Source organism: Companilactobacillus halodurans (assembly GCF_009600985.1).
Taxonomy (GTDB): Bacteria; Bacillota; Bacilli; order Lactobacillales; family Lactobacillaceae; genus Companilactobacillus; species Companilactobacillus halodurans.
Genome location: NZ_VDFP01000041.1, coordinates 1 through 6866, shown reverse-complemented (window position 1 = coordinate 6866; position 6866 = coordinate 1). Strand labels below are relative to the sequence as shown.

The following is a 6866-nucleotide window of genomic DNA, read 5'->3' as shown; positions in this document are numbered from 1 at the left end:
GTTTACTACGAACAATCATTACTTTACCATTTGGTTCAATCTGCCATTCAATTGTGTCAGTAGACCGAACTTTTAACAGTTCACGTACTGTTTTAGGAATTGTAATCTGATTTTTACTTGTGATCTTTGAGCTAACCTTAGTTACATTACCTGCACTCACAATATCATCTCCTTACTTTTTCCTTACAAAAATAATAACATAACTGCTTTAATATCTCAAGAAAAGGAGAAAAGACTATGCAACAAGTTGTCCTACCCATCAAAGATTCAAATATTCTCAAAGAAGTTCAAGATACGTTACTCAATAATTTTAAAGCTGGCCGTCGTAACTATACAATTTTTCAAGTTGGTAAAGCTACGCTACTAAGAGTCAGTGACGTTATGTGCTTAAAACAGACCGATATTTTTAATCCGAACGGTTCCATTAAACAAAATGCGTTTATTCATGATAAAAAAACTGGTAAACCTAATACCTTGTATCTTAAACCGGTTCAAACAGACCTTTTGTTGTATCGTCAATGGCTGCTTGATAATCAGTTACAATCTGAATGGCTCTTTCCTTCCATTCAACACCCCGAACGACATATCACAGAAAAACAGTTCTACAAAATCATGAGCAAAGTCGGCGATCTTTTAAATATTAATTACCTTGGTACCCACACAATGCGCAAGACTGGAGCTTATCGCGTTTATACGCAATCCAATTACAATATTGGCTTAGTCATGCACTTATTAAATCATTCAAGTGAAGCCATGACTTTAGCTTATTTAGGCTTAGACCAAGCCAGTACCGAAACTATGTTAGATCAAATTGATTTTGGTTAGTTTTATTTGGATTTTTAGTTGTTGCCGAAGGCAACTTCTGAGACAGATTTTAAGCACAAAACCTCCACTAATTTTTGGTGGAGTGTAAGTGCGCTTTGACCGAGATTTGCTCGGTTTGCGGACTCACATAGATTTTCTATGTGTAAGCGCGCATTAAACTCATTTCATTCCGTTTAATAACGCTAAAAAATAGCTAACTTGATCATTGAAATAAAGGGTGTTTTTTAGTTCAAAGCGCATTTACACACAACAACTAAAGTTGATTGTGCTTATACTAAAAAAAGTTGTATTAGATTTCGCTGCGCTCAAACAAATCTTTTTAATTGCTTTACACCGTTTTTCTTTCTAAACTTAATCACAATCTTTGAATAACTAACTGTAAAAAGATTCCTTTAATTTAAACCTGAAATAATTAGCTAATGTTAGGAGTAACTCAGATGGACGAAAAGAAAGTATTAAAGCCAATTGATGAAATGCTTGTTGATCCTTGGCAAGTTGATATTCAAGAATTGTTTGAAGCTTTTGTTAATGAACCTGATGAGATCAAACAAAATTTGTATAATTCCTTGTACACTTACATTTTGCAAAAAAGACAAGAAGATATTATTAATCGACCAGGATTTGTAATTTAGCCCTCTAAAAGCTTGCTGAGGGCTTTTTATTTTGTTTTGGCATAATTATATGTAAATAAGCTTAAAACTGCTGAGAATTAAAAATAAAGGCCTTAAAAAAGAGGTATAGCAGTTAAATTCTTATTAAGTCTTAGAAAAACTAAGTGTTTGCTGTCAATGGTAGCGGACGAGCAAAGCGTGGGAGCATAAGGAATTGACAGCTCTTAACCAGTCTTAACACTGAATTGGCGAAAGCCAAAGTTTCTATAAAACTTTGCTTTCCTGCCTAACGGCGAGTGAAAAAACGGTCAAGCTGGTTCAGCTTGGACGGGGTGCGGGGCGTCAGCGCCCGTATAAATGTGGCTTGCCACACCTTTTTAGGCAACGCACGAAGTGAGGCGCAAGGAGCGTAGCGAATGGAGTTTAATGTGAGCCGGTTTTTGGCTCACTCCTTTGTGTTTTTGATTTTAGGTCTTGATCTCGTACAGTGGTGCCTCTTATATACCTTTTTTATAAACCTCTTTTAAACCTCTTTTAGACCCCTCTTCAGCCTTACTCTCCCAAGGCTTACAGAAGTTTATCAACGAGGTTTTGTCTGTTTATCAACGAGGTTTTGTCTGTTTATCAACGAGGTTTTGTCTGTTTATCAACGAGGTTTTGTCTGTTTATCAACGATAAAAATTACGATACTCGTTGATAAAAACTCGTTGATTTCGTATAATGGTCTTGGAGGTACAATTATGAGCAATGAACTAATAAAATATGACCCTGAATTAAATACTATTCCTCTGAGAAAATTTACTCCGATTGAAATGAACTTATTTTTTTCGATCATTTCTCGTATGCGTGATAAAGGTGATCAAACCGTTAGATTCTCTTTTGAACAACTTAAAGACTTGAGTAATTATAAGCCAACTGCGAATAGTCGCTTTGAAGATGATATTCAGCGAACTTATGAAAAACTGATGGGTCTTCATTTTGGACGACGTAGTAAATCTGGATTGAACAGAGAACTATTTGTAATGTTTACTAAATTTAGAATTGTTGGTGAAACTGAATCTCCTTATATAGACATTGAGGTGTATAAGGATGCTTTACCTCTGCTTAATAACTTGGATACTTGGGTTAGATACGCTTTAGCAGAATTCAGAGATCTTAGAAGCAGTTACGCCAAAACTGCTTTCAGATTGTTAAAGGGGTTTAGAACAACAGGCTATGCTTTTTTATCAAAAGAAGATTTTTTTGAATTACTTGATATTCCACAAAGCTATTGGAAAAAGCCAGGAGACGTTGATAGATATGTTATAAAACCAATAAAAGTGGAATTGACTCCATTATTTAGAGGGCTAACGATTAGAAAAAAATATGGTAAGGGACGTGGAAAGCCGGTTATCGGTTATTCTTTTGCCTGGAAACCAGAAAGTAAAGATGCAAACGACTTTTCCCAAGGTAAGTTTCAAGATGAGCGTCAAAAACTTTTTAATATCCAGCATAATGGTGAATTAACAGAACAAGAAAAATGGCGCGCTACCGATAAAGTTAAAGGCCTACCACTAGGCTCAACTGAAAAACAGATTTTAGCCGAACGACAGATTGAGCATGATAAAAAAATAAGAGATCAGACAAGACAAGAAATGCTTGCTGAACTCCGAGAGGGGTTTGGAACCCATGCCTAAAACAATTAGGGAACTTGCTGATGAATTTGGTGTATCAAAACAAGCCATTAGGAAAAAACTAGATGCAAACTTTAGAGCAAACTATGTACAAACCGTGACTAGGAACGGGGTACAAACCTTAGTTGTTGTCAATTCAGGTTATTTACTGCTAAAACAGCATTTTATTGGTAGTAACAGCCAAAAACCAGAAGGGGTAACATTTACTAGTAACACTGGTAACAAGAATACAGATACAATAGAATTGCTCAAAGAGCAGTTATCAGTCAAAGATAACCAGATTAAAGAGAAAGATGAGCAATTAAAGTCAATGCAAAAGTTATTAGATCAATCACAGCAATTGCATTTAATGGCTGAAAAGAAGATTGAAGAATTAAAAATGATTGCTATTAAAAATAGTGACTCTAATTCAATAAAAAACAACGCTTTTGAACAACCAAAGAATAAATGGTGGCATTTTTGGTAATGCTAAATAATGTGGTTGGGAGGAATTTATTTGAATCTTGGAAAAAATTAAAAGATAAGCGAATTTCAGCTGGACTTATACAAACTGAAGTTGCTGACAAATTGGAATCTCTAGGCAAGCTATTTATCAATGGGAAAATGAAAAATCTTTTCCAGATATTGAGAATATTGTTTTGCTAAGTAATTTATATAATTTTGACTTAAATAAATTTGCTAATTACTACAGAAAAAAGATGTACCTGCTACACCTCTCCCTGAGAGCATAAATACTGCACCAAACTTAAAAGATAATGGAAATATTTTATTAATACTTTCTTTACTTTCCTTTTTATTAGCACCTTTAGGCATTGTCATTTCTCCAATAATTGCATGGAATAATAAGAAAAATAATTCATTTTATAAATTGTTATATCTTTCTTACTTATTTTCCTTGGCATACAATATTGTTGCATTAACTGGCTTAGTCGCAGATGTTCTAAATTGGGGTATCACTAGCTATCATTAGTTTACATAAAGCTTAACAACACATGTTATTAATACAATGATCAATGGATACGTTAATAGTTACGGAAACCATGTGTTTTATAAAAAACATTGACAGATAAGAATAACCTGGATTTTCTATGACTTATTAAGGAGGAATGTTTGTGGATGAAAAACAAAAGAAACTATCAATCCTAATTGATCGGGCATATAAAAAAGTTGATGCCACTAAATTTAACACTTTACGGCAAAGCTTGCTAACATGCCAGCAAGACTTAGACAGTGATACTTCTTATACAGATATTCTAAAATCTCTCCAATACGATTTATTTAACGCAGACAAAACACTTCCCTTAGGTAAACGCATTTCTGGTTTGCCGATTGAGTTAGTGCAACTTGCCAAATATGTTGATTCACAATTACAGGAATCTAACGTTTCGAACAAACTTAATTTTTGGGGGAATTTGCGTAATACTCTTAGTCGGATTTCATTTTATATCCGCTAATCAGTAGTTAATGATTTAACCAATAATTCGGTTAGTTCTTGCAAAGCACACCCTATAACAGAGAATAATAGAAGAATGATAGTGACACAGCCTAAAAGATATGATGTGTTTGAGGAAAAATGGTAGATTGCAAAATTAATCCGAATTTTTTGACAAATCAGTCAGCATCACTTGGTAAGGTGTTTGCCAGTTAAGTACTTTAAGGGGGCGCTGGTTAATTTCGAGTAACGTCATTGTTAAATCTTGAGCACTAATGTGCTCAAAACAAGTCCCCTTAGGGTAAAAATAACGTAAGTTCCGATTGAATCGTTCATTACTGCCGCGTTCAGCGGGCGTGTAAGCATGGCAGTAATAGGTCTGAATACCGTATTGTGGTTCAAATGACACTAGATTGCTAAACTCAGTTCCACGATCGACAGTAAAGGTGTGTACCGGTCCCTTAAAAGTTGTTAGAAACATAGTTAGGGCTTCATTAACAGTCGCCGCTGTCCGATCTTTTAATCGGTAAGCCCAAAGAAAACGTGATTTGCGATCAATTAGCGTTAATAAAGCAGCCTTGCTATGTCCACGAGGTCCAACCACTGTATCTATTTCAAAATCACCGATGCGGTTACGTTGGTTAATCACAATTGGTCGTTGTTCAATTGAACGCCCTAATGATTGATTATATTTAGAACGTTGGTCAAGGTTACGCCGTTGGCGTAGCCCATGTTCAGGTAGTTCACTCAAGGAGAATTCAATTTTCCCCTGATATAGCCAATTATAAATAGATTTAGTGGCTAGTTTAAGCTCATGCGCAATCACTTCTGGTGACCAGCTTAGACGTAAATGGTTTAGAATGGTTTGCTTTAATTTGGCATTCAGTTTAGTTTTTCGGCCACAATGCGCCCGTTTATATTCAGCGTTGGCCTGTGCTAATTCAGCTTGATAAGGTTGACAACGAGATAATTCATAAGAAATCGTAGACGGAGATCGTTTTAACCGCTCAGCCATTTGGATATTGGTCAGTCCTAGCTCACAAAAGGTTTCAATTTTAATTCGTTCAGAATAGGTTATACTAGACAAAAGATCAGCTCCTAAAAAATGGGTTTGTGGTAAACACCATTTTAAAGGAAGTTGATCTTTTTTGTCCGAACAGCGTTCGGATTAAATTTGCAATCTACCAAACTTATTACACCGGTAATGAAAGCTCCGTTCGCTTTAATTCTTACCTAAGTAATCGTTTTGATGATGACCTTGATTCACTACAGAACGACACATATACTCTTTTAAAAGGTGGTACAGGTTCATGGGGTGCAGCTTATAAAACCGCTTTATTGGCTTTTAAAAAGTTTAAATTACAAAAATATCCTTCTTATACTGACAGTGAAGCAAAAGACGCCGCTAAAGCTTTTCGCAAGTTAATTGAACAAAACGCATAGAAAGTAATAAGCAAAATGATAAACTATATATATTAGTTTATCATTTTGCTTATTTTAGTTTTTTACTTTTATCAAAAAAATAGAAAGAGGTGCTAAATCAGCCTTGTACTCATGGTTAATCGTAATATTAGTTGTTTTTTTTCTCATAACAATTGATTTTTTATATTTATGTGACCATATAAATGATACTATCATTGAAAATGGCTATTTTAAAAACATTCTTACAATTATTATTTCAATTTTATCTAGTTGGTTCATCTCCAAATATTTGGGCCCTTTTTTTCTAAATTTCACTTCAGAAGTTGGAGTTACCAATTCATTCGGCTTTATATTAATAATTGTTGCATTAATAGGCTTTTCACTCCTATTCAACGCTGCAAGGCATGACATTGTAACTAGGAAAAAAACTGTACAGCAGGCTCAAAAAAAATACTTCAGACACAATCAAGTCCTAACTTTTTCTATGGTTCATTACGTAATCGGAATAAGTAGTGTTGTAATAGTTAATAGCATTGTATATTTACCAATCTTCCTCGACTTTTTAATTCCGATTCCCAAAAGTTACCCTGGTAACGTTGAAAAAATTGAACTCCAAGAATTCATTACTTTTATTATTACTCTTGTAATGCCTTTTTTAATCATAGTTTTTACCCCCTTTTCTTTGAAAAAATTACTCTCCCATTTCAATAAATAGGGTCCATTATCTAGAAATAGCCCCTAAAAAACATTGAAACAATAACCCCCAGCATCTATAATGTAGATGCTGGGGGTTATTTTGTTGCATTTATCAATAAATAACATCTGCTTTTCAGAAAAATTGTTGGACCTTTGTACTAATTGAACTAATTTCTTGCTGAGATAAAGTGGCCACAACTTCGCCAT

At 34.5% G+C, this 6866-nt stretch carries 10 protein-coding genes; 7 read left to right on the top strand and 3 right to left on the bottom strand.

Features of this window, described 5'->3' with window-relative positions; all coding sequences use genetic code 11:
• Positions 1 to 160, bottom strand: a 160-nt coding sequence (locus tag FHL06_RS14775; protein WP_337692565.1) for a type II toxin-antitoxin system PrlF family antitoxin, incomplete at its 3' end; no start/stop codon positions are given.
• Between the two features lie 77 nt (positions 161 to 237).
• Here FHL06_RS14775 and FHL06_RS11820 point away from each other — a divergent pair.
• The 5 genes from FHL06_RS11820 to FHL06_RS15025 all read left to right on the top strand — a co-directional run bounded on the left by FHL06_RS11820 (position 238) and on the right by FHL06_RS15025 (position 3840).
• Complete coding sequence (locus FHL06_RS11820) at positions 238 to 825, top strand: site-specific integrase (protein WP_153386788.1); 588 nt, start codon at positions 238 to 240, stop codon at positions 823 to 825.
• Positions 826 to 1244: 419 nt separating this feature from the next.
• Positions 1245 to 1457 carry a hypothetical protein gene (locus tag FHL06_RS11815; RefSeq protein ID WP_192917973.1) on the top strand — a complete coding sequence of 71 codons (213 nt, stop codon included), beginning with the start codon at positions 1245 to 1247 and terminating at the stop codon, positions 1455 to 1457.
• Between the two features lie 719 nt (positions 1458 to 2176).
• Entirely contained in the window at positions 2177 to 3112 is a 936-nt protein-coding gene (locus FHL06_RS11810; RefSeq protein WP_153386784.1) for a replication initiation protein, read from the top strand.
• Entirely contained in the window at positions 3105 to 3575 is a 471-nt protein-coding gene (locus FHL06_RS11805; protein ID WP_192917972.1) for a DUF536 domain-containing protein, read from the top strand. The genes FHL06_RS11810 and FHL06_RS11805 overlap by 8 nt, the downstream gene beginning before the upstream one ends.
• 100 nt (positions 3576 to 3675) lie before the next feature.
• Complete coding sequence (locus tag FHL06_RS15025) at positions 3676 to 3840, top strand: helix-turn-helix domain-containing protein (protein WP_337692564.1); 165 nt, start codon at positions 3676 to 3678, stop codon at positions 3838 to 3840.
• Here FHL06_RS15025 and FHL06_RS14955 read toward each other — a convergent pair.
• Positions 3788 to 3922, bottom strand: coding sequence for a hypothetical protein (locus FHL06_RS14955; RefSeq protein WP_255883829.1), 135 nt, complete (start codon positions 3920 to 3922; stop codon positions 3788 to 3790). The genes FHL06_RS15025 and FHL06_RS14955 overlap by 53 nt on opposite strands.
• A 299-nt stretch (positions 3923 to 4221) precedes the next feature.
• Here FHL06_RS14955 and FHL06_RS11795 point away from each other — a divergent pair, with 299 nt between their 5' ends.
• Positions 4222 to 4563 (top strand): hypothetical protein, encoded by a 342-nt coding sequence (locus tag FHL06_RS11795; protein ID WP_153386782.1) that lies wholly within the window; start codon positions 4222 to 4224, stop codon positions 4561 to 4563.
• 135 nt (positions 4564 to 4698) lie between these two features.
• Here the strand turns inward: FHL06_RS11795 and FHL06_RS11790 are convergent, their stop codons facing one another.
• Positions 4699 to 5628: an IS30 family transposase gene (locus tag FHL06_RS11790; protein WP_153386780.1), complete on the bottom strand. Its 930-nt coding sequence runs from the start codon at positions 5626 to 5628 to the stop codon at positions 4699 to 4701.
• A 26-nt stretch (positions 5629 to 5654) separates the two neighbouring features.
• On the opposite strand from FHL06_RS11790, the gene FHL06_RS11785 reads away from it, so the two are divergent.
• Positions 5655 to 5984: a hypothetical protein gene (locus FHL06_RS11785; RefSeq protein WP_238334034.1), complete on the top strand. Its 330-nt coding sequence runs from the start codon at positions 5655 to 5657 to the stop codon at positions 5982 to 5984.
• The last annotated feature ends 882 nt before the right edge of the window (positions 5985 to 6866 follow it).